Source organism: Sandaracinaceae bacterium (assembly GCA_016706685.1).
Classification (GTDB): Bacteria; Myxococcota_A; Polyangia; order Polyangiales; family Houyiibacteriaceae; genus JADJJE01.
Genome location: JADJJE010000050.1, coordinates 34,146 through 54,915 on the forward strand (window position 1 = coordinate 34,146; position 20,770 = coordinate 54,915).

Genomic DNA, 20,770 nt, shown 5'->3' on the forward strand with positions numbered 1-20,770 from the left:
CACCACGGCCTCTCGGTCTGCGGAGCGCTCCAGCACGGCCCCCGCGACCGTGCAGATCATCGACGGCGCCACGCCCGGCGCTACGGCATGCGCTCGCTGGACGAGGCGCTCGGCTTCCTGGCCTCGGCAGCTTCGTGGCGGACTCGGGGGGCGACTACAACACCGGCGTCGACACCGGTTTCCAGGGCGTCTTGCTACGCGACCGCAACCGCCACGTGCTGGTGCTGATCGACGGGCACGTGACCAACTCGCAGAGCACCGGCGAGACGCGCCTGGACGTGGCGCTGGGGCTTCCGCTCGAGCTGATTGGCCACATCGAGGTGATGCTGGGGCCCGGTTCGGTCTCGTATGGCTCGAATGCCATGATGGCGGTGATCAACGTGGTCACCTTGCGGGCGCGCGAGTACGGGACCGCCCGCGCGGTCGCAGAGGGCACCCTGATCGCGCCGCTGGGCGTCAACTCGTCGCTGTCGCTGGGCGGTGACGGGGACAGGTATGGCGGACGCTACCGCCTGGGCGCGGGCTTCGCGCGCAGCGGCACGCTGTGGGGCCTCCCAGCCGAGGTGGTGGTGCACGGCGAGTGGCAGCAGGAGATCGGCTCCACCTTCCGCATGGCCTACCAGACCGGCCCCTATGAGGTGCGCCCGGGCGAGCCAGGTTGGGGTGGCATCGGCCGTTCACGCATGCGCACGCCCATGGCGTACCTGAGCGCCCGCCTCGGCGACGCACGGCTCTGGCTGCAGGGCAGCTCCTATCGGCGGAGCCTGCCGGTGGTGGGCACGTTCGACGAGCCCGGCACCGGCGAGCGGTCCACCACGGTGCGTGGCGAGCTGCGCCACGACGCGAACCTGACCCCCGAGGTCACGCTGGTCTCGCGGCTCTACGCAGACCACATGCGCACGGACGAGCGCTCGCGCTGGACCCTGTCGTACTGGTGTCTGCCGGGCCAGCAGGTGGACGGCTGCAACTTCCGCCGGCGCAACGCATCCACGTGGGTGGGCGTGGAGGAGCAGCTCGACATCGACTGGAAGCTGGATGGGCGCTTCGTGACCACCGTGGGCGGAGACCTGCGCTTCCGCTACGGCGCCGCCCGGCCCGCGGACTACACCGACTACGTCACGGGCGACGGGCCCTTCACCGTGCGGCTGCCCTACTGGCAATCCAAGAGCGTCATCGGCGCGCTGTTCGTGCAGCAGGTGCTGCGCTTGCACGAGCGGGTGGCAGCCAACGTGGGGGCGCGCTTCGACGCGGACTCCCTCTTCGGCGTGCGCCTGTCACCGCGGGCGGCCCTGATCTTCTCGCCCACGGACCGCAGCACGCTGCGCGTTGGGTATTCGGAGGCCTTCCGGGCGCCGAGCGCCCAGGAGCTGAACGACAGCGACCCCACCTACGTGATCCAGCCCGACCGGCTGAGCGCCGAGACGGTGCGCACCGCAGACGTGGAGTTTGCGCAGCGCTTCGCCCGGGGCTCGTTCTCGCTGCGTGCCTTCGGGTCCATCTACGAGGACCTGCTCGTGCTGCGCTACGCCACGCAGGCCGAGGTGGACGAAGCGCTGCTGCGCGACCAGCTGGTACCCAACGTGGACCCGGATGGCATATCGGTGTGGGCCAATAGCGATGTCATCCGTGCTGTGGGCGGGACGCTCTCCGCGCGCAGCGAGCTAGTGGAGGGGCTGGACCTCGCCATGAACCTGACGCTGGCCTTCAACGAACTGCGCGGCGCAGGAGCGCTGCCGATCATGCCCACCTTCTACGGCAACGCCCGCGTCGCATATCGCTTCGGTGAGCAGGGCCCCACCGTGGGACTCGCCGCGCGCTTCAGCTCCGCGCGCCCGGCCGCGCTCGACACCGACGAGGGCTACTTCCCCCGCGGGGCCTCGGCGGGCGCCCTCGGTGAGCTGCGCCTGACCGCGAGCGGTCCGTTCCGCGCCCTCCCCGGGCTGCACTGGAGCGCGTTCGTGAACGCCTCGTTGAGCCGCCTGCAGCCGTATGTGTTCACACCGGGCCCCACTACCGATGACCCGGGGAACACACGCGCCTTCCAACCCAACCAGCGGCTCTTCGCCTTCATCGGGGTGCACTATGACCTCCCGTGACCGTCGCCTCTGCGTCGCGCTGCTCGCGCTTCACGTGTCCGTGCTATCGGGCTGCTGGCCTGGCGAATCCTCTGCGCCGCCGCCATTCGACTGCGAGGCCATCGATCGCGCAGCCGAGCGCTTCCCCGACGAGTGCGGCGACGCTGGGGTGCCCGAGGACGCTGGGGTCACGAGCGACGGCGGTGAAGACACTGGGCCGTGACGCGGGCTCCGCTGCGGCTCACGGGTTCACCCCGTCGAGCGCGCGCGCAGAGGCTTGCTGAAACGTGGGGACGAACGCGGCCGCGGTGATGCCTGCGGCGGCCAGCGCGGCCTCCCCGCCATGCGCGGGGGTGAGCCCCGCGAGACGCGCCCGGAGCCGCTCCATGCCGTGCGCCAGCGCCTCGGGCGAGTCGTCGTCCACGACGGTGAGCATGTGGGCTTCGTCCGCGAGGGGGAGCCCCGCGAGGGCCCGCTGGTTGGCCACCGCCGGCACGCCCCGCGCCAGCGCTTCCAGCAGCTTGATGGGCAGCCCCCCGGACGCCAGGCGCGGCACCAGCGCCACGTCCGCGGCGGCATGCGCGACGGCGCGGTCGTGCTCGGTGCCGAGCGGTGCGAACACCACGCGGTGTGCCACGCCGTGCGTCGCAGCGAGGGCCCGCAGCGGCGCCGGCGCAGAGGCGGTGGCCACCAGCAGGTACCACTCGGCGGGCGCACGCTCGAGAGCGCCGAGCAAGAGATCGATGCCCTGATACGCATCGAGGTTGCCGGCGTAGAGCGCGATGGGCGCGCCCTGCGGCAGGCCCACCCGCATGCGCGCCGCGGTGCGCGAGGGCGGCGCGTGTGCCGGCATCTCGAAGGGCGGGAGCACCCGCTCCACGCGCGGGTGGAGCGGAGAGAGCCGCATGGCGAGCGCCGGCGTGAGCGCGAAGACCGACGCCGCCCGGATGCAGGCACCCCGGTCGAGCGCGTCGCCGGCCGCGCGCGAGAGCGGGTGCATGCTGCGCGGAAGGTAGTAGGGGAGCTCCTCACGCATGGAGGTGTGGGCGAAGTAGACGAAGGGCGCGACGCCCGCTGCCGCGCAGGCCCAGGCCGCCTCCACGTTGTGAGCCACCAGCAGCCGTGCCCCCGTGCGTGCTCGCTCGGCGCGCAGCGCGGCCACCATGCGCAGGTCGAGAGCCAACTTGCCGAGTGACGGCCCACTCCGCGTGGCGCGCACGCGCGGCCAGTCGGGCAGGCGGCGCGGCTCGACGTCCATGGCGGTGTGCGGGTCCGGCTGCCCGTGCGCGTAGGTGAGCAGGTGGGCCTGGTGCCCCTGCTGACGCAGCGCGCGCACCATCATTCCCACGATGGCCTGCGTCCCCTGCGGCGTGGGGAACGGCATGCAGGCCACGTGCAGCGTGCTCGGGCCAAGGCCGCGTGACGCATCAATCGACATAACCCAGCGCGCGCAAACGGGCCTCGATGCGCGCTTCGTCGGCGGCGTCCCGCAGGCCCGAGCGGCCCGTGTGCGCGGCGTCCGGGAGCCGCTGCGGCGAGCTGCTGTCGAAGCCCCCCACCCCTTCGGCCACTTCACGCAGCACCTCGTACAGCACGCGCCCCGCGAACTCGGGCGGCACCGCGATGTCCATGCGCGAGAGCCACGTGGCGGTGGCGTCGGCGATGTGCGTGTCGATCTGGCCCACGGCGCTCACGCGCGGACCGGCCGCCGCGAAGAAGCCGTTCGCGCGGTGACTGCCTGGCAGGCTGCGCCCCTTGCGGCCCAGCCACTCATCGGGGGCCAGGCGCCGGAAGCAGCCCGTGCCCGGCGGCGCGCTGCCCGAGGGCATGAGGTTGTAGCTGTAGCCACGGTCGAGGTGCAGCTCCAGCAGCAGGTCCGGCGCGCGCGGAACGAAGGGGCCTTCGAACAGGTCTTCACGCCGGTGCACGGCAGCCACCACCGGCGCGCCCGTGAGCGGGTCACGCAGGCTCAGCAGCGCCGCCGTGAGCCGTGCGCGCACCTGCGGGATGTCACGGGGCTGCACCACGCCCTCGGGCTCGCGCCCGGCCAGGTTCAGGTGCACGGCCGGCATGTAGTTGAGCTCGTCGCTGAAGCACTGCGTGCGGGTGAAGTCGATGGCCCCGAAGCGCGCGCGGGACTCGAGGGCGCTGGGGAGCGCCGTGCCCAGCAGCCCGAACAGCCGCTCGCGCAGCACGGGAGGCAGCTTGGTGAGCGCCAGCTCCTTCACGCGCTTCGCCACGTCCATGACCACGGGTGACTCGTGGAAGGTGAGCAGGCCGGCCTCGGCCAATGCGCGGTTCAGGTAGAGCACGCTGTCCGAGCTGCCGCCCGAGCCGTGGTCGCTCACGATGGTGAGCTCGACCTGATGTGCGCCCGCGTCCCCGCCGGCGGCGACCAGCAGCTCGCCGAGCGCGCGGTCGAGCGCCATGTACACGTGTGCGAGCCCGCTGGGCCGACGCGCCGCCGCAGGGTGGTCGCTGGGGTGCCGCGGAGAGCGCGCGTCGTGAAGCCCGTAGAGATAGTGCGCGGCGGTGTCGCTCTCGCCGAAGTAGATGGCGAACGCATCCCAGCGCTCGCCCGCCAGCAGCCACGTGGCGAGCGCGCTCTTGCGGCTGACCCGCGCCGCCAGCGCGTCCGGCAGCTCCGTGTGCCAGCCCGGTCGGTCGGCATCGAACTCGTCCACGTCGTCGAAGCGCTGCGCGCCGAAGCGCTTCACCAAGCTCGCGTGCATGGCCGGTGGCCACACGAACGACGCGTCCGCCTCGAACGCCACGGGAGCATCCCAGCCGCTCACGAACACGCCGTTGGAGAGCCGCTCGGGCGGATAGGTGGCCGGGAAGAACAGGCACGCGCAACGCAGCCCGAGCGCGTCCAGCCGGCTCACCACGCTGGGCGCCTCGCGCACCGACCCACCGGAGAAGCGCACGTCGTAGCCATGCCGCGTGGTGAAGTCGAAGACGCCGTGCCGCCCCGGATCCACCCCGGTCAAGAACGTGGTCCAGTTGGGCAGCGTGGCCGGTGGCAGAACGCTGCGCTGAGCCGAGAACGCACCACGCGCCATCACGCCGTGCACGTTGGGCAGCACGGCGGGGCCCAGCTGTCGGACGATGGCGAGATCGAAGCCGTCGAAGCCGACGATCAGGTGACGAGCGCTCATGGGGTTCCGGGTGAACGCGGAGTATGACGGCGCAGATTCCCTGGGGCGAAGCGAAAGCCGCAGAGCCGTCAGGGCGCGCGCGTGACGGGCGGGAGCAGCAAGTACACGAAGGGCCCCGAAGCACCCTCGCTCAGCTCGAGGATGACCGCGGCGGGCCCTCGGAGCGCGTACGCGTCGAGCGGTGCCAGGTCGAGCTCGACGAAGCGCTCGGCTGCTCCTGGAGGAGAGGCGACCGAGGCACCGTAAGCGACTCGGCTGTCGCTCTCCCGTGTGAATGCGCGACCGCGGAGTGCGGTCACGCTTCCAGACGCCATCGCGACCACCGCGCGGCACGTGAGCATGGACGCTGGACGGGCGGCGCAGGTGACCTCCACGACCCGCACCGACGCGCCGGACGGCAGGCGCGCCTCGGCACGCAGCCGCAGGTCCGCCACCAGCGCGTCGAACGCCGCGCCCACACGCTGCTCGTGCGCGGTCAGCAGCGCGTCGAGGCGCGCGCGCCGGAGCTGCACGTCGGGGTGGCTGTAGGTGAGCCAGTCCGCCGCGTGGGCGACAGCCTGCCGTGCCCGCGTGTACGGCGCATGATCGACGCGCGGAACCGGGTCCAGAGCGGGCTCGGGCTGTGCCAGCAGGCGTGCGATCTCGTAGTCGGCAGCCTCGAGCGCGACGCGCCCTCGGGCCTGGACGGTGGCGCTGTCCTCGGCCACGCACTCGGCGGACAGCGGCCCGCTGCTCATCGTGAGGGGCAGGCTGCCATCGTAGGTCGCTTGTAGGCTGCCCAATGCGTCGTGCGCGATGAAGTCGCGGTCCACGACGCGAATGGTGACCATGTCTCCCACGGCGAGTGCCGTGAGGGGCACGCCAAAGTAGACCGTGGGCGCGTTGTTCGCGCCGCGCGCGACGTACTCCACGCTCGTGCCCACGCGCACCATCATGCCGAGATCCGCCTGAGCGCGCGTCGCGCTGCGGAACGCTGGGCGCGGGTCATCCCCGCTGCGGTCGAGCGACACCCGGCAGTACATGACGGTGGGGGACACCGTGCCGGGCCGTGAGGCTGCGGAGAGCTGGGAGTAGGCCGTCCAGGCGTCCGAGAACTCGGGGTGATGCCGCTGCGTCTGTCCGCGGTGCACGAAGTCGTTCGTCCACCAGGGCACGTCGGTCGGTAGGGGCTCGGGGGTCTCGGGCCAGACCACGGCGGTGAGGTCGATGGCCTCTCCCCCCGCCTCGTCGTCAGGCACGGGCGGCGGCTCCCCATAGGCCTCCGGGATGGCCGGGGCGCGGCCTGCGCAAGCCACCGAGAGCGCAACTGCGAGCAGGGAGGTGAGCCAGGCGTTGTCAGGCATTCCGGGGGACAGTACCCGAGCGCGCCCAGCGGCTCCAGGAGGGCGAGGCCCCTCCGTGCCTCCGCCGCACGCCGCGATGGCGTGGCGGCCTCAGCGGTTCAAGCGCGCGCGGACTGCTTCCCCGAGCTGCGTCGCGGTGCGGACGCGCCGTTGCGGCGAGTGGCGACGTCCGTCTTCGAGGACACCTCCTCTTCGGCCGCTTCGACCACGCCCTCGACGCGCGTGCGGAGGGCGCCGGCGTAGCCTTGCGTCTTCTCGAGCAAGCTCGCGCGGAACTCGCTCCCCGTTTGGGGTGCGAACAAGAGGCCTGCGCCGATCCCCACCGCAACGCCAGCTCCGGCGATGACGGCGAAGAGGAGCGGGCTGGTTCGGGTCGCCATGGGCCAGTGCTCCTGGACGAAGCGGAAGGCGGTGGTGGCGGCGGCGAGAGTGTCTTCGATGCGAGTGGTCATGATGCCGGCAGCTCTGCACCATCCGCGCCAAGCGCATTGCGCCTTGTTTTTGGCACTTTCCGGCCGCAGGCCACTCAGAATGAGTGAGGTCCACCTGCGAATGACGTGATTCTGGCGCTCTCGCGTGCAACCCTGAGGAAGCCGGGAGGGGCTTCACGCGCGCCGACCGCCAGCGCTTCGCGTCGAACACCGTCCATGAGCACCACACAGCGATGAATCACGACTCCGACGGTCCTGCGCGCGGTCTCGGACTGTGGCTGCTCTCGTGTCTGATGGTGTTGGTCCTCCCGCGATCGGCGCACGCACAGCGAGCGGAGGTGTCGACCGAGGTGAACGTCGAGCAGTGCATCTCGTCACGCTTGCTGCTCGAGCGCGTGCGGCGCGCTGCGACGTCTCCTATCGATGACGACCTCGTCCTTCGGGTGTCCATCGCGCGGGTGGACGATGAATACCGGATGCACGTGGAGGTCCGCGACCCGGCGGGGGCGCCACTGGATGAACGCGAGCTCGTGACGCGGGCGCTGCGTTGCCAAGACCTGGACGACGCCATCGTCTTGGTCTCGGTGCTGATGTTGGACTCGGCCAGCCTGCAGCAGCAGGTGAACGCCGCTCGAGAGGGCCGCCGGCCTTGGTCCGTGGGCGCGAGCGCGGGAGCGCGCTTTCGGAGCTTGCCGTCACCCTATCCGGACGTTGCCCTCTCGCTGCAGTGGGCCCGCGCACGCCTGAGCGTGAGCGCCCGCGTGTTCGTGGGTGGAGAGCCTCGCAGTCGCAGAGGGGCGCTTCGCGCTGCGCGCGCTCGGCGTGGACGCGCGAGCCTGCTACGCCTTCGGGCGCTTTGGGCCGCTGGCGCTGGGTCCCTGCGCGGCAGCCACCATCGGCCAGCTGCGGGGGCAAACCACGGGGCTGCTCGAGGAGAACCAGGCCGTGCGCGACGCCCATGTTCGTGCGGGCCTCGGCGTCGAAGCGCGCGTGAACGCCGGGCGCTTCATCCAGCTCGTGCCCGCGCTGGTCGTGGACGTGGCGTTCACGCGCACGGCCTACCGCTTCAGCCAGTTCGCGGGCGCCCAGGAGGCGTTCCGCGTGCCACTCGTCGGTGTTCGCGCGGAGCTGGCCGTGCTGGTGCGAATCGGCGGTGCCCCGTGAGAAAAACTGACGACGTCTCGTGCGAGCGCCAAGTGAAGACGAGAGCCAACGAAAGGAACCTCGTCATGTCAGCACGAAAACACCAGTCACTCATCACGCTCCTCGGAGCGAGCCTCTCCATGGGAGGCTGCGTCGCCGAGTCCGATATCGGCGCCTCGGGCCGCCTCGATACCGAGGGGAAGCAGTCCATCATCGCGGGCTGAGCTACGGGCGCGGGTGGCGGATCTGTGGGATGGCCTCGACCTGGTGGTGTGGACGAACGAAGGCCAGACGCGGGGAGCGGTGGGCGGGTTCGTGGGCGACCCTCCCGCGGTGCGCATCTACTACGGCGACCGCGCCGGCCTCCGGGAGCAAGGCTCACCCACCGATGCCGACGTGGTCCTCACGGCGCGCGACGGAGAGTTCATCGCTAGCGTGATGGGCGAGGACCTGGACGGCGACGGGGCGGCCGAGCTGGTGGTGCATGCGGGTGTGGAGTCGAGCCACGACGTGGTGCGCCAGCCGCACGTCGAGAGCGGCAGCTTCCCGCTCGGGAGCGAAGGCTCGGTCTACGTGGTCTCGGGCGGGCCTCGTCCGGCGTCACCCGCGGACCTCGCGGTCGTGGGCACCCGAACCCCGAGCTACGCGTTGGGCGCTGAGCTGCCCCTGAGGGTGGGCCTTCCCCCGCGCGATCTCGACGGCGCGGCAGGCGACGAGTACCTGAGCCTGGCGCCGATGGAACTGGCGGACGCCAACTCCGCCATCTTCGTTCAGAGCATGGGCACCGGGGACGTCCGCGCCACGCTCACCCTCGGCGAGCGTGGCAGCATCGTGCCGCGCGCGGTGTTCGACCAGGACGGTGACGGGAACGCCGACGTCGCGGTCCTGTACGTCAAGGCTCCCATGGGCTCCGTGCTGTCGACGGAGAACTGGGCCGAGTACGGCATCGGGATCTTCTATGGCCCCCTGGCCGAAGACGTCGCGTTGGGCGACGTCGGGACGGTCGCGATCGCGCTGCCGGCCCCCGTGAGGGGAGCGGATAGCTACTTCCTCGGCATGCTGGTGGACGGGGACCTTCGGGCGACGGTAGGGACCTTTCTGGATGGAGCGGCGCCCGACCTGATCTTGACCGCAGTCCGCCAGTTCATGGTCATCCTCCCGGGCGGACCAGGGCGTGCGCCAACGCCCATGATCGGCTCCGGGCCGGGGTCCTATTCGACGCCATGGCCCATGGACGGAGGCGGGCCGCAAACGACGCTGCTCGCCCCGGGCCAGGCGATCGACAACGGCGACGCGCTCTTCATTCTTCGAGAGAGTGCAGTGGCGGTCATCGAGCTCTTCGAAGTGCTGTCCGCCACGCTCCTGTACACCCCGGAAGCGAACGCGAGCGCCCCGCCACCCATGCTGCCGTTCTTCACGGAGGGCGGTGCCGCCCTCGGCGACCTAGACGGTGACGGCGCCCTCGACCTGGTGCTCTCGACCCGTCCGCGCGAAGGAGAGACCGAGTCGCGCGTGCACGTCCTCTACGGCTTCGAGGGCTAGCGCCGGTGTACACGGACCGCGGTGGCAGCGCAGACGAGCTGGACCCCCCGACGTGCGAGAGCGCGTCGGGGGGTGGTCTGCTGGTCGACGACGCGTTCGTGCGCCGGCACGCTCCGTTCGTTCGGCGGTCGCTCACACGCCTGGGGGTGGTGGGAAGCGAGCTCGACGATGGCATCCAGGACGTGTTCCTCGCGGCCGTTCGGGGCGCCGAGCGCTTCGACGTAGGGCGCTCGGAGCGAGGCTGGCTCTACGGTATCGCGGTCAACATCGCGCGGGAGCAGCGCAAGAAGCGCTGGCGCCGCGAGCGCGCGCTCGGCGAGCCCGCAGAGGCGAGTGTCCCTGCCCCTCAGGAACGTGAGGTGGAGCGCGCGGAGGCCAGGTCGCTGATCCATCGCGCGCTCGACGAGCTGCCGGCGGAGCAGCGCGACGTCATCGTGCTCTACCGCCTCGAGGGCTGGCCCATGGGCGACGTAGCCGAGGCGCTGGGCTGCGCGCTAGACACAGCACACTCACGGCTGCGGCTGGGCACCCATCGGCTGGGGCGCTTCGTGCGCCGGAGCTTCGTGCGCGGGCGGTGCGCGGCGCTGCTGGCCGCGCTGGCGAGCGCGCTGGGCATGCCGCCCACGGCCGCAGCCGCGACGGTCTCTGCCGTGGCCGTGGCGCTGGTGCTGGTCACGGTGGCAGCGACCTCTCACGCCCCTGGTGAGCCTCCTGCAACGCGGCCCGACCGGGTGGCCACGAGGGGGGCCCAACCTCTGGCCGGTCCCGTCAGCGCCGCGGTGAGAGCGCCGGCTGAGCCCGGCACGGCGCCACATGGCAGCAGCGCGGCTCCGAGCGCAGGCGTGGTGGAGCCGAGCCCAGCCGAGCGACCAGCGGTACGCGCACGTGCGGAACGCCCGCAGGAACGCGCAACGACGGTCACTCCCACAGTACCGGAGCCCACGCCTGTGACGCCGGGCCAGGCCACGCATGACTCCGCGCCCGCCGCGCTGCTCGAAGAGACTCAACTGCTGGCGCGGGCGCGGGCGCTCGCCGGCGCGTCACCGGATGAGGCGCGCCAGCTACTGGACGCCTACGACGCACGCTTTCCGCGCGGCCAGCTGCGCCGAGAGCGCAACGTGATCGCGGCGCAGCTGAGCGCGCGCCCCGCTCCGTAGCTTGGGCTCTTGGGCCGCTGCGTGCGAGAATTGGTTGTTTCGCTGGGCGGCGACGCGGGCACACTCACGTGATGGTCCTCGTCGCGCGTGTACTGGTATTTGCGCTGTTGCTGGTTGCCTGCGGTGGTGAGAGCGCCCCTACCGAAGCCGCTCCCACGGCGTCCCCTGCGCCAGCCGTGGCCGAAGTTGAAGCGCCCACGACGGCCCCGGCCACGCCAGCGCGCGTGGAGAGCCCAGGCGACCCCGTCGCCGTCGCTCGCGGGCTCGGCTTCGCGTGTGTGCTGCGTCGGGGAGGGCGCGTCGCCTGCTGGGGCATCAACAACGAAGGACAGCTCGGGCTGGGGCACACCAACGCGGTGGCGGGTGCGGTGGAAGTGGGAGGCCTCGACGACGCGGTGGCCATCGCGGCGGGCGTCGGCACCGCGTGTGCCGTGCGACGCACCGGTGGCGTGGTGTGTTGGGGCTCGAACCGCTACGGCTCGCTCGGCGCGGGCGACAGCTCCGAGCGGCGTGGTTTGGTGTCCGTGACGGGACTCACCGATGCCACGGCCCTGGCGCCTGCCGGCACGGGCTTCTGCGCGATCCGCCGAGAAGGGCGCGTGAGCTGCTGGGGCCGTCGTCACCGGCCAGTCCTTCCCCCGGGGAGCGACGAGAGCAGCTTCGCGCTCATCGAGACCACCCTGCGTGATGTGCGTGCGCTGCGCGTCGCCGATGGCAGCGAGTTCGCGCTGCTGACGGGCAGCCGCGCGATGACGTGGGGCTACGACGGCGCCACGATTCCACTGCACGAGCTCCAAGATGTCGCCAACGTGGTAACGGGCCCTTCTGCGGCGTGCGTGCAGAACGTCGCGGGTGAGGTGCGCTGTCGCGTCACCGGAGCGTACCCCCGCGACGAGGTGATGGACGCTGCGCGCGGCGCGACGGCGATGCGGATCTCGGGCTCGCTCGTGGCGCTGATGCCGGAGGGAAGGCTCGTGATGCTCGCCCCCGATGGTGCGCGGCAGCGCCTCGAGCCTTCCACGGACATCGCCCAGCTCGCCATCGAGAGCTTCGGACCGCCCACCGCGATCGCGCGTGATGGCCGCGTGCTCGAGTGGTCGGCGAACCCCACACCCGAGGGCGTGCTGGTAGCCACGGAGATCACGCTGCCTGCGCTGGGCAGCGTGCCTGCCGACGCGCCCCTTCCGGAGGGTCCGATTCCACATTGGTGCCGGATCGACGCGCACTGGGCGTCGCTCTCAGAGCCGGTGAGTCTGGAAGCACTCTACGAGGCGCTTCTCGCCGCCCCGCGCGACGACACGCCCCACACCCGCGGGAGCCTCTGTGAGTCGGCCGAGGTGGGGTACGGCTCGCCCGACTGCCCCGCGGACGGGCCCTGGCTGGCGCAGAGCCTCGAGGGCGAGCTCACGCTGGTGGTGGCGCAGGCCGGTGGACTCTATGCCCGGATTCCCGAGCTCGCGCAGCTGTCGGATGGCACCGAGGAGAATAGTGCGCTCGGTCGCTGGGAGCTCGTGGCCGCGCAGCCCCTCGACGCCGGCTTGAGCGTCGAGATCTCCGAGCAGGTCTGTCTGGACGAAGAGAACTTCCAAGACTGCGGGCTCACGGATGCGGAGCTCGTTCACACGGTCTTGCGTGAGGTGGAGGGCCGCATCCTGCGGGTGACCGCGACCATCGACTGGCGGCGCGCTCCGTCAGGAGCCGAGTTGATCTCGAGCCCGCCCACGCTCGAAGTGAGCGGCAGCACCCTGAACCTCTGGGTCTGCGGCGGCCACGCGCGCTTCCCACTGCCAGCGGCGCCATCGACCACGTCGGACACAGGAACAGCACCCGCCACCCCCGCGACCCCCGCCACGGAAGCGGAAGCGCAGGCGGCGGCCGCACAGTGCGCGGAGGGCTGGCGCGCGTTCGGCGCGGGTGACTTCGACACCGCGCGCGCCACCATCGACGCGGCTCTCGAGGTGCTGGAGCGAGCCCAGGACGCACGCGGCCTGCGGGCACGCGGAGCCTGTCTCTACAACCGCGGTCGCGTGGCCGAGCAGGATGCCGACGTGCGAGCGGCACGCGGCTACTACCAACGCTCGCTCGAGGCGCGCCCGAACGAGGTCGTGAGGCAGCGGTGGGTAGGCCTGCTCTAGGCTGGACGGGCTGTGGCTGGGGCTGTAGACGGACGCCATGGAGCAGCCAGGCAGCGAGTTCCGACGAGCCTTAAAGGAGCGGCTGCACGGTCCTCGGAGCAAGACACGCACCTGGGTGTACGTGCCCTACGACCAGCTGCACGACGGCCTCGGCGCGCTGGCTACGCTGCCGCCCGAGGAGCTGGGCATCGTGCTGGTGGAGAGCCCCGAGAAGGCCGGGCGGCGCCCCTACCACAAGCAGAAGCTGGCCCTGGTGCTGGCGAACCTGCGCCACTTCGCGCTCGAGCAGGCCGCGCGCGGGGTGGACGTGCGGCACGTGGTGGCGGGCGCCGGTGGCTACCGCGGGGCGCTCGAACAGGCTGCCAGGGAGCTCGGGCCCCTGGTGGTGCACGAGCCGGCCGAGCGCGAGCTGCGCGAGGAGCTGCGGCCGCTGCTCGGCACGGCGCTGAGCGTGCGCCCGCACACCGGCTGGCTCACCACCCAGGAGCAGTTCAGGCGCGCCACCGGCGGTGCGCCGCCCTACCGCATGGATGCGTTCTACCGACTGGTGCGGAAGGACACGGGCATCTTGATGGAGCGCGGCAAGCCCGTGGGCGGGAAGCTCAGCTTCGATGCCGAGAACCGCAAGGCCTGGCGCGGCACCCCGAGCGCGCCCGCGCCGCTGCGCTTCGCGCCGGATGCGGTCACGGATGAAGTGGGCCGACTGGTGGAGCGAAACTACGCGTCTCACCCCGGCGAGTTGGATCTGAGCATGCTCCCGGCCACGCTGGCGGACGCCGAGGCCACCTGGCGCTGGGCGCTCGACGCTTGCCTGCCGCACTTCGGCCCGTACGAAGACGCCATGAGCCGTGCGTCTTCGGGGCTGTTCCACACGCGCATCTCGGCCCTGCTCAACCTGCACCGGCTGCTGCCCACGCGCGTCGTGGCCGATGTACTGGCGGCCGACCTCCCGCTGCAGAGCCGCGAGGGCTTCGTGCGGCAGGTGCTGGGCTGGCGCGAGTTCGTGCGCCACGTGCACCTCGCGACCGACGGCTTCCGCAAGCTGCCGTGGGGCCCGGAGCCAGACGCGGCGCCCTCGTTCCTGGGCGCGAAGCGCTCGCTCCCGCAGGCGTACTGGGGCAAGCCGTCGGGCCTCGGCTGCCTCGACCACGTGGTGGCCGACGTGTTCCGCGAGGGGTACTCGCACCACATCACGCGGCTGATGGTGCTGGGCAACCTGGCCACGCTGCTGGACGTGTCGCCGCGCGCGCTCACGGACTGGTTCTGGTTCGCCTACGTGGACGCCTACGACTGGGTGGTGGAGCCCAACGTGCTGGCCATGGCCACGTTCGGCGCGGGCGACTTGATGACCACCAAGCCCTACGTGGCGGGCTCGGCGTACATCCACCGCATGAGCGACTACTGCGGCGGATGTGGCTTCGACCCCAAGAGCACGTGCCCCATCACGCGCCTCTACTGGGCGTTCTTGGGGCGCCACGAGGCGCAGCTGAGCGGGAACATGCGCATGGCCATGCCCCTACGGTCGCTCGAGAAGCGTGCGCCGGAGGAGCGCGCCCGCGATGGGCGGGTGTTCGACTGGGTGAGCGAGACGCTCGCGCAGGGCGGTGTGCTCACGCCCGACGGCACGCCTTCGTAACGCGAGCAGCGCAGGCAGGCATCCCCGATCGATGGTCAGCCATCCGTCGAGGCCGGGAGCGGGGTAATTGGGCACCCCCGGCTTCCAGCCGGGGGTGCCCATTGCGCCTTGCAGCAAAGCGAATCGGCCCCTGGCGAGATCTATGAGAGCCACCTCGGCGCTCACGCTCGCCCGGGCCGCGTTCATGCACACACGCGGCGACCCTGGTAGGCTGCGCACGTGATCGACATCGCGATGGACGACGGCGCGAGCGCGATGGACGCGCGCCTGCTCGGGCAGACGCTCGGGGGCTCGTACCGCGTGCTGCGGCGCATCGGCGCCGGGGGCATGGGTCAGGTCTACGAGGCCGAGCACACGCTGCTGGGCCGGCACTTCGCGCTGAAGGTGTTGGATACCAGCCAGAAGACGCGGCGCGACGCGGTCAGCCGCTTCTTCGCCGAGGCGCGCGCTGCCAGCCAGATCGAGCACCCGCACATCGTGGACGTGGTGAACTTCGTCACCGATGGGCCCTACATGGTGCTCGTGATGGAGCTGCTGCGCGGCGAGAGCCTGGCCGAGCGCCTCACGCGTGGGCCGCTGCCCATCCTCGAGGCCAGCGCCATCCTGGGGCAGGTGTGCGAGGCGGTGGCGGCCACGCACGCGGCGGGCATCCTGCACCGGGACCTCAAGCCCGGAAACGTGTTCCTCACGCAGGTGCGCGGCGCGACCCACGCGAAGGTGCTGGACTATGGCATCGCCAAGCTGAAGCACGCCGGCGCCGAGAGCGGCGGCGAGGGGCAAGCGGCGGGCGTGACCACCACGGGGCAGCTGCTGGGCACCCCGCGCTACCTGTCGCCCGAGCAGGCGCGCGGGTCGCTGCACATCGACGAGCGCGCGGACGTGTACGCCGCGGGGGTCATGCTGTTCGAGATGCTCGCGGGGCGCCCGCCGTTCGAGGGACACAACGCATTCCAGCTCATCTGGAAGCACGGTAACGAGCCCGCGCCGCCGCTCAGCGCGCACGCGCCAGGCATCCCGGCGGAGCTGTCGGACGTGGTGGCGCGGGCGCTGGCGAAGGAGCCCGAAGAGCGCTTCCCCAGCATGCTGGCGCTGCGGGACGCGGTGCGAGACGCGACGTCGGCGCTGGTGGAGCGGCCCGAGCCCGCCGCTGCCAAAGAGCCGAAGGCGCCCGTTGCGGGACGCGCGCCGTGGGCGGTGCTGGCTGCGCTGCTGGGCGTGGTCCTGGTGGGCGCCACGGTGCTGCTCGCCATGGACCGCACCGACGTGCAGGCCGGCGAACCGGTGGCGAGCGCCACGCCCCCCGAACGCCCTGCCCCTGCCTCTACGGAGCCCTCGCTCACCAGCGCGCTGCGCACCGACCTGGACGCGCCCCCCAGCACCGCTCGAGAGGTGACGCTGGTGCTCACGGTGCAGCCGCCCGAAGCGCGCGTGGCCGTGGATGGCGCCGAGCCTGGGCCCGTGCCCGCCACGCTGCAGGTCCCCGCTGGGCGGCCGCTCACGCTTCAGTTCTCGGCCCCGGGTCACGTGCCGGAGGTGCGCACGCTGACCCCCACAGAGGCCGGTGAAGTGGCGGTGGCGCTGTCGCGGAGACGCGGGCGCATGCCGAGGGGCGAGAACCCGTCGCCCATCAAGCGCGACTTCTGACGGCCTCTTCGAGGGCTTCGTCTTCGCGCGCCTGCGCTGCGGCCCGCTGAGTGGCCCGATGCGCATCGTGGTGCAGCGTGACGGCCCGGTGCTGGGCGCGCGCGGCGGCCAGCGCTTCACGCGCGCACTCGGCCGCGACCTGCGCCTCGGCCACACACTGCCGAGCCGCGGCCAGCTCGGTGGCGCGCGCGTCGCGCTCTGCAGCCAGACGCTGGCGATAGGCCACGCGCAGCTGGAGGTCGGCGCCCCCGAGCGCTCGCGGGCTCACACCCGTGCCCACCCCGGACCCGTCCAGCACCTGCTGTGCTGCCAGCGCGTCGAGCGCGGCCTGGTGTGCCTCTGCGGCGGCATCCGCCTGCGCGGTGCACTGGGCCACGGTGGAGAGCGCATCGGCCAGCAGGCGGGCGGCGTCATCGCGCTCCCGCTCGCGCAGCTCTTCGAGCGCGGCCAGCGGATACTTCAAGGCAGCACCGGGGCGGCGCTGCGCGTGGCGCTCAGGGTGCCCACGATGGGCAGCGTGGTGACGCCCACCACGGCATCGCCCCCCAGCTCGGCGTCGAGCGCGTTCGCGCGAAAGTCGCCGTCGGGATCGGACGCCACCGCACCGCCGCTGAGCGTCAGGGTCACGCTGCTGGTGTCGCGGCCCAGCGTGTCGAACCACGCATCGCGCAGGGCGCTCGCGGCGCTGGCGAACACGGTGGCGCGGCAGACCTCGTCGCACACTCCGTTCACGGCTGGGTTGGAGAAGCCCGCGGCGCTCCCGGCCCCGGAGAGGGCTCCCCACGACCCGAGCGCCGAGAGCGCGACCGCGTCGGCGACGATGGCCTCGAGGTTGGCGCCGAGCGGGAGGGAGATGACCACCGGGTCGAACATGACGACCGCCCCCACGAGGTCGAGCTCGGTGACGAAGCTGAGGGCAGGCAGCGCTCCGTCGGCGGCCGGCAAGCCCGCGTAGCCGCCCATGGGACCCGCCAACACGAGCGAAGAAGACGTGAACGACGTGTCGCCGTTGGCTTCGATGGTGAGCGCGCCCGCGAGGGTGAGCCCGACCTGGCTCGACACGAACGAGAGCGCGCTCCCGAGGGCCACGCTGGGCCCGGCGCCCTCGTCCACGAGGTGCTGCGCGAACGCGGCTTCGAGCCCGGTGGTGCGCGCGACCTGTAGCGCAGCGAGCGCCAGCAGCGCGTCGGTGTCACCCACGCCGGTGAGGTGCGCTTCGAGCGCGTCCAGCAAGAACGCCGCGTCGCCCGCGGGCAGCTGCTGGGCCACGGTGGCGTCACGCCCTGCCGCGAGCAGGCTGACGAGGGCTGCCGCGGGCACGTTGAACTCGGCGTCGTATTGCCCCGCGATGACCTGCACGCGCGCGCCGAGGCGCACCGTGACCATCGCCTCGGCGTCGCTGGCCACCTGCACGTCGTCCACGCAGCCGAAGGCCAGCTCGGCGCCGCTCGCGCTCTCGCCCCGCGCTACAATGGCGTAGCCGGTGCCTGCGGGCAGGCCCAGGAAGCGGGCGGAGCTCTCGCCCGAAAGCAAGGTGATGGCCCGACCGAAGCGCCCCTCGGCGACGGAGGGGTGATCACAACCGGCCGCCGAGTACGCCTCCACGCGCAAGCGCGCGGGGCCCGTGGCGCTCAGGTCTTCCACGCCGGCCAGCACGTTTCCGAAGCCCGTGGCGCTGACGCCCACCGCCAAGAACGCGGGCGCCGCAGCGCTGGCGGTGGCTCGCAGGCGGAACGTGGCCGGGATGCTGGACCCCCGCAGCGTGGTGCGCACCGACCCGTCCGCACCGCTCAGCAGGCTGACCTCCATGAGCGAGGCGTCGTGGGCGTCACCTTCGAGCCCGAGGCGCACCGTGATGCCGGGCGCGGGCTCGCCGGCTCGCATGACCTGCAGCTCCACGGTGACGTTCTCGCGCGGCGTGAGCTGAAGCGCGCTGGTATCGGTGAAGCGCAGCTCCACCTCTTGGGGCGTGCTATCCGCGTCCGACGAGCCCGCGTCCTCGGGCACCGTCCCGGAGGCGCATCCCGTGCACGCCGGCAGGAGCGCGAGCACGCCCAGCGAGAGCATTCGGGACAGGACGGGGGCGCGACGCATCTGGCCGCCAAGGTAGCAGGGCCACCGAATGCCGGCTATGCGGTGTGCCGTGGCGCAGCGAGCGTGATAAGGCGTCGGGCTGCATGGCCTACAGCCTCGAAATCGGCGTCCGCTACCTGCGCTCGAAGAAGCGCGCGACGATCTCGCTGATCACCACCATCAGCATCGCGGGTGTGGCGCTGGGCGTGGCGGCGCTCTTGGCCGTGCTCAGCATCACCAGCGGCTTCCAGCAGCAGTTCCGCGACAAGGTGCTGGGGGTCAACGCGCACGTGCTGGTGCTGAAGTACGGCCTCGACTTCCACGAGTACCGCGAGGTCATCGAGCGCTGCCAGGAGGAGCCCGAGGTCGTGGGCGTGGGCCCCTTCCTCATCAACCAGATGATGCTGGCCAAGGGCGACCGGCTGTCCACCGTGCTGGTGAAGGGCGTGGACCCCGAGGCCATGGTCACCGTGCTGGACCTGCCGAGCCAGATCATCGCGGGCACGCTCGACGGGCTGCGCCTGCCCAACGCCGCGCCGCCGCTGCGCCCGGAAGACCTGCGCAACCCGGACATGCCCTACTGGCGCGCACTGATGACCCCCAACGACACGGGCGCCGCGCCTGCCCAGGAAGACGACCCGGAGGCCTTGGAGGATGAAGAGAGCGAGCCGCTCTCACCGCCGAGCCCCAGCACGCCCGGACGCGTGGCCAGCCCGAGTGACGTGGAGGCCCTGCTCAACGGACTCGACGACGGAGACTTGGCGCTGCCCGAGGACGACAGCGACCTCCTCAGCGTGGCGGACGACGACCTGGGGGATGACGACGTGACGGGCCCGCTCCCCGGGCTGATCATCGGCGCCACGCTGGCCGAGACCATGGGCATCGAGCTCGGCGACCGCGTGCAGCTCATCTCGCCGCTGAGCGGCAGCGCGGTGTCGTCGTGGTCCGGCTCGGGCGAGGCGCGCACGCCGCAGAGTCGCCCCTTCCGGGTCATCGCCATCTTCCGCGCCGGGTTCCAGGAGTACGACAGCCGCCTGGTGTACGCGGACCTCTTCGAGGTGCAGGCCTTCCTGGGACAGGGCGACTCGGTGACCGGCGTGGAGATGCGCCTGAACGATCTCGAGCAGAGCGTGGACGTGGCACGCCGGCTCGAACGCGTGATGGAGGGGCCCTTCCACACCATGGACTGGGCCGAGCTCAACCGCCCGCTGTTCACGGCCCTCGAGCTCCAGAAGATCATGCTGAGCCTGGTCATCGCCACCATCATCTGGGTGGCGGCCTTCAACGTCATCGCCACGCTGATCATGATCGTCATCGAGAAGAAGCGTGAGATCGCCATCCTGAAGGCCATGGGGGCCAGCGACGGCACCGTGCTGGCCGTGTTCATGGTGCAGGGCACCGTCATCGGGCTGGTGGGCACACTGGCCGGGCTCGCGCTGGGTGGCGCCATCGTGGGGTACCTGTCCACGTTCCGCTTCGCGCTGGACCCGCGCGTCTACCTCATCGACCACCTCCCCGTGGTGATCACGGCGAGCGAGTTCGCGCTGACGGCGGTCATCGCGCTCTCCATCTGCATGCTGAGCACGCTGGCCCCCAGCTGGTGGGCCGCGCGCATGCTCCCCGTCGAAGGGCTGAGACACGAATGACGTCTGCTGTTCTCCCATACGCGCGAACGACGCGGCCGCGAGCGGCCCTCACGCTGGTGCTGGTGAGCGCCACGCTCCTGGGCTGCGATCCGGTGGACGAGACCGCGGCCGAGGAGCACCCCGCCCCCGCCGAGCCATCTCGTGAAGACCGGCGGGCGAGCGACGAGTCAGCACGGGAAGAGCGCGCTGCGGCCGCTGAGCAGGAGCGCGCGGCGCGCGAGGAGGCCGCGGCGGATACCATCGCCGCCGAGGTGGCCGCCGGCCTGGTGGACGCCGGCCCACTCGCCGCACTGGAAGCGGAGCCAGAAGCCCCCGCCGAGGCAGCCGAGGTGGGCGCGACGGGCAGCGCCGACGTGTACGTGCGCCCCGTCATCCACCCCGACGTCATCCCGAACTTCCGCGTCTTGCGCTTCTCGCTCGCCGAAGACGTGGTGGACCGCGAGCCCGTCATGGTGTCCAGCAGCTTCCGCCGCGACTCGGGCCCGATGCACGTGTTCCTCGAGGTGCGCAACGAGACCGGCGAGGACATCCAGCTGTTCGTGGGCTTCCGCCCCGCCTCGGTCCAGCAGCGCGGCGGCGGCGTGTCGCTGACCATCCCGCCCTCCCCGCGCTACCGCACCCGCGCCCGCAGCAACACCCGCCGCGCCGTGGGCGAGTGGGTGTGCGAGATCATGGACGAGCGTCAACGCGTGCTGGCCACCCAGCGCTTCTGGATCACCCCGGGCGCCGAGCCGTCCCCGGCCGCCGAGCCCGCGGCCGAGTAGGTCGACTCGCGCACCCGCCAAGG

The 20,770-nt window shown here is 71.8% G+C and carries 17 protein-coding genes; 11 read left to right on the forward strand and 6 right to left on the reverse strand.

Annotated elements, in window-relative coordinates; all coding sequences use genetic code 11:
* Nucleotides 1-134 precede the first annotated feature (134 nt).
* Both IPI43_30230 and IPI43_30235 read left to right on the forward strand, forming a co-directional pair.
* Nucleotides 135-2,096, forward strand: a complete 1,962-nt coding sequence (locus tag IPI43_30230; protein MBK7778339.1) for a TonB-dependent receptor — start codon at nt 135-137, stop codon at nt 2,094-2,096.
* The gene (locus tag IPI43_30235; protein ID MBK7778340.1) at nt 2,083-2,298 is read left to right on the forward strand and encodes a hypothetical protein; all 216 of its coding nucleotides are present in this window, start codon (nt 2,083-2,085) and stop codon (nt 2,296-2,298) included. Before IPI43_30230 ends, IPI43_30235 begins: the two co-directional genes overlap by 14 nt.
* 18 nt (nt 2,299-2,316) lie before the next feature.
* Here the strand turns inward: IPI43_30235 and IPI43_30240 are convergent, their stop codons facing one another.
* The 4 genes from IPI43_30240 to IPI43_30255 all read right to left on the reverse strand — a co-directional run bounded on the left by IPI43_30240 (nt 2,317) and on the right by IPI43_30255 (nt 7,028).
* On the reverse strand, nt 2,317-3,459 hold the full coding sequence (locus IPI43_30240) for a glycosyltransferase family 4 protein (GenBank protein ID MBK7778341.1): 1,143 nt from the start codon (nt 3,457-3,459) through the stop codon (nt 2,317-2,319).
* A gap of 43 nt (nt 3,460-3,502) precedes the next feature.
* Nucleotides 3,503-5,233 (reverse strand): alkaline phosphatase family protein, encoded by a 1,731-nt coding sequence (locus IPI43_30245; protein ID MBK7778342.1) that lies wholly within the window; start codon nt 5,231-5,233, stop codon nt 3,503-3,505.
* Between the two features lie 68 nt (nt 5,234-5,301).
* A complete protein-coding gene (locus IPI43_30250; GenBank protein ID MBK7778343.1) occupies nt 5,302-6,576 on the reverse strand; it encodes a hypothetical protein in 1,275 nt (424 codons plus the stop codon).
* A gap of 98 nt (nt 6,577-6,674) precedes the next feature.
* The gene (locus IPI43_30255; GenBank protein ID MBK7778344.1) at nt 6,675-7,028 is read right to left on the reverse strand and encodes a YtxH domain-containing protein; all 354 of its coding nucleotides are present in this window, start codon (nt 7,026-7,028) and stop codon (nt 6,675-6,677) included.
* A 750-nt stretch (nt 7,029-7,778) separates the two neighbouring features.
* On the opposite strand from IPI43_30255, the gene IPI43_30260 reads away from it, so the two are divergent.
* From IPI43_30260 to IPI43_30290, 7 genes are all read left to right on the forward strand, one after another.
* Nucleotides 7,779-8,171, forward strand: coding sequence for a hypothetical protein (locus IPI43_30260; protein MBK7778345.1), 393 nt, complete (start codon nt 7,779-7,781; stop codon nt 8,169-8,171).
* A 65-nt stretch (nt 8,172-8,236) separates the two neighbouring features.
* Complete coding sequence (locus IPI43_30265) at nt 8,237-8,374, forward strand: hypothetical protein (protein MBK7778346.1); 138 nt, start codon at nt 8,237-8,239, stop codon at nt 8,372-8,374.
* A gap of 13 nt (nt 8,375-8,387) precedes the next feature.
* Nucleotides 8,388-9,692, forward strand: a complete 1,305-nt coding sequence (locus tag IPI43_30270) for a hypothetical protein (protein MBK7778347.1) — start codon at nt 8,388-8,390, stop codon at nt 9,690-9,692.
* A 5-nt stretch (nt 9,693-9,697) separates the two neighbouring features.
* Nucleotides 9,698-10,849, forward strand: a complete 1,152-nt coding sequence (locus tag IPI43_30275) for a sigma-70 family RNA polymerase sigma factor (protein MBK7778348.1) — start codon at nt 9,698-9,700, stop codon at nt 10,847-10,849.
* 176 nt (nt 10,850-11,025) lie between these two features.
* Nucleotides 11,026-12,984: a hypothetical protein gene (locus IPI43_30280; GenBank protein MBK7778349.1), complete on the forward strand. Its 1,959-nt coding sequence runs from the start codon at nt 11,026-11,028 to the stop codon at nt 12,982-12,984.
* A gap of 115 nt (nt 12,985-13,099) precedes the next feature.
* A complete protein-coding gene (locus tag IPI43_30285) occupies nt 13,100-14,620 on the forward strand; it encodes a cryptochrome/photolyase family protein (protein MBK7778350.1) in 1,521 nt (506 codons plus the stop codon).
* A gap of 219 nt (nt 14,621-14,839) precedes the next feature.
* Nucleotides 14,840-16,264 carry a protein kinase gene (locus tag IPI43_30290; protein ID MBK7778351.1) on the forward strand — a complete coding sequence of 475 codons (1,425 nt, stop codon included), beginning with the start codon at nt 14,840-14,842 and terminating at the stop codon, nt 16,262-16,264.
* Here IPI43_30290 and IPI43_30295 read toward each other — a convergent pair.
* Together IPI43_30295 and IPI43_30300 are read right to left on the reverse strand one after the other, a co-directional pair.
* A complete protein-coding gene (locus IPI43_30295; protein MBK7778352.1) occupies nt 16,248-16,727 on the reverse strand; it encodes a hypothetical protein in 480 nt (159 codons plus the stop codon). The two genes, IPI43_30290 and IPI43_30295, sit on opposite strands and share 17 nt — an antisense overlap.
* Nucleotides 16,724-18,331 carry a hypothetical protein gene (locus tag IPI43_30300; protein MBK7778353.1) on the reverse strand — a complete coding sequence of 536 codons (1,608 nt, stop codon included), beginning with the start codon at nt 18,329-18,331 and terminating at the stop codon, nt 16,724-16,726. The genes IPI43_30295 and IPI43_30300 overlap by 4 nt, the downstream gene beginning before the upstream one ends.
* Before the next feature lie 110 nt (nt 18,332-18,441).
* Between IPI43_30300 and IPI43_30305 the strand changes: the two genes are divergently transcribed.
* Together IPI43_30305 and IPI43_30310 are read left to right on the forward strand one after the other, a co-directional pair.
* A complete protein-coding gene (locus tag IPI43_30305; GenBank protein MBK7778354.1) occupies nt 18,442-19,983 on the forward strand; it encodes an ABC transporter permease in 1,542 nt (513 codons plus the stop codon).
* Complete coding sequence (locus IPI43_30310; GenBank protein MBK7778355.1) at nt 19,980-20,747, forward strand: DUF2914 domain-containing protein; 768 nt, start codon at nt 19,980-19,982, stop codon at nt 20,745-20,747. The genes IPI43_30305 and IPI43_30310 overlap by 4 nt, the downstream gene beginning before the upstream one ends.
* Nucleotides 20,748-20,770: the final 23 nt, after the last annotated feature.